The sequence below is a fragment of the Paenarthrobacter sp. CM16 genome (assembly GCF_013179505.1).
GTDB lineage: Bacteria > Actinomycetota > Actinomycetes > Actinomycetales > Micrococcaceae > Arthrobacter.
Genome location: NZ_JABMCX010000517.1, coordinates 1 through 1,582 on the forward strand (window position 1 = coordinate 1; position 1,582 = coordinate 1,582).

Sequence of the window (1,582 nt, forward strand, 5' to 3'; positions counted from 1 at the left end):
CGTGGCGCTCTCCGGCCCGGCGGTTCCGGGAAGACGTGTACCGTCCGCGTTTCCCTTGAGCCACCGGCTACTCCCTGGTGGCGTCGTCGGATTCGCTGGGGTCCGCCGCCGGTTGCGGAGACTCAGGCGCGGCAGAGGCGTTGGCCGCATCCCGGCGTCGTGCGATTTTTGCTTCCGTCCACATGGCTACGGCCACGAACACTGTGCACGCAAACATGAAGGTTGCCACAAAGTTCAACCCCATGGCAGAGCCCAAGGGTGCGGCGAGGGCCATGGCGGCCAACCCGGCCACGATATGCCACCCTTTGAAATTGCCCACCGATCAAGCGTAACCCCGGCTTTAAGGGGTGCTGGTCCGTTGACTGGGATCGTTGCTTGATCCTTATCACTCCGAGACCATCAGCCGGCGTCGGAGTCATTTTCCCCTGGCTGGGCGGCTGTTGTTTCAGCGTGTTTCGTCTTCTGCGTTTCCAGCCACGCCATGATGGCCGCCTGGCGGATGCGACGATGCGTTCCGCGGTACTCCACGGGTATTTCACCGCGGTCGGTCATGTTGCGCAGGTAGGTGTGCGAGATGCCGGCGAGCTCCGCGGCCCGCGAGGTGGTGAGCATTTCCTCCACGCTGCTGACCGTCACGGTTTCACCCCGGCCCAGTCTCGCGAGGAGGTCGACGACGGCGTCCCTCGCCTCGTCCGGCAGGCGGTGGACCGTGCCGTCCACGAACACAGTGATGTCGTTGCTGTCCTGGAGGGAGCGCGCCAAGTTCCGGGCGTCGTCGGCGGGGAGCCCTGCTGTGATGCGGGGAGCTATCAATGCCATGGCAGAAGCCTAGCGTGCGTTGCGTGCTGGCAGCCCCGGCCATTTAGATGGCTCGCTGCGTGATAGATGACTCGTACCGTCTAACACGCAGCAAACCATCGAATCGGGGAGCCCGGAGAAAGCTACTCCGCGTCCAAATCCGTCTCCAGCAGCTTCACCAGTGCGTCCAGTGCAGCGTCGGCGCCGTCACCCTCGGCCCGCAGCACCACGACGTCGCCCTTGGCGGCGCCGAGCGTCATGAGCGAAAGGATGCTGGCGGCGTCGAGCGCGTCATCGGCAGGGTCACCTTGCATGGCAATGGTGACCTCCACAGGCTGCTCGCCCGCGGCTTCCGCGAACAAGGCGGCGGGACGGGCATGCAGTCCGGAGCGGCTGGCGATGGTGGCTGTGCGTTCGGGCATGGTTTCTCCTTCTACGGAAACAAACAGAGGTTAGAGACCGAGCTCTTCGAGCACGGGGAGCTTGGCGCGGACCCAATCGCGGGCCTCAAGAGCACTCGGTGCCGACAAAGCGAGTTGCGCCAGTTCCTGCGCCTGCTCCAACGTCACAGTCTTCAGCACGGTCCCGACGGCGGCCAACGAGCGCGCAGTCATGGACAGTGTGGTGACGCCCAGGCCGGTCAGTACGACGGCGAGGGCCGGGTCCGCAGCCGCCTCACCGCAGACGCCCACGGGCTTTGCAGCGCCCTCCCGGCCCGTGCTTTCCTGGGAAGCACCTTCAACAGTGAGCTGCACCAGCCGAAGGACGGCAGGCTGCCAGGGGG

General features: G+C 65.4%; 4 protein-coding genes. All 4 read right to left on the bottom strand.

What is annotated here, in order from left to right:
- Positions 1-67 precede the first annotated feature (67 nt).
- Complete coding sequence (locus HP499_RS24065) at positions 68-319, bottom strand: hypothetical protein (protein WP_172326545.1); 252 nt, start codon at positions 317-319, stop codon at positions 68-70.
- Between the two features lie 80 nt (positions 320-399).
- Positions 400-819, bottom strand: coding sequence for a helix-turn-helix domain-containing protein (locus HP499_RS24070; RefSeq protein ID WP_172326546.1), 420 nt, complete (start codon positions 817-819; stop codon positions 400-402).
- A gap of 122 nt (positions 820-941) precedes the next feature.
- Entirely contained in the window at positions 942-1,220 is a 279-nt protein-coding gene (locus tag HP499_RS24075) for an HPr family phosphocarrier protein (RefSeq protein ID WP_011776464.1), read from the bottom strand.
- A 30-nt stretch (positions 1,221-1,250) separates the two neighbouring features.
- The coding region (locus HP499_RS24080) for a putative PEP-binding protein (RefSeq protein WP_305849768.1) at positions 1,251-1,582 on the bottom strand (332 nt) is incomplete at its 5' end.

What these genes read in the sequence shown, in the direction of transcription:
- HP499_RS24070 (WP_172326546.1), bottom strand. Translation starts at nt 819, where the DNA reads ATGGCATTGATAGCTCCCCGCATCACAGCAGGGCTCCCCGCCGACGAC.
- HP499_RS24075 (WP_011776464.1), bottom strand. Translation starts at nt 1,220, where the DNA reads ATGCCCGAACGCACAGCCACCATCGCCAGCCGCTCCGGACTGCATGCC.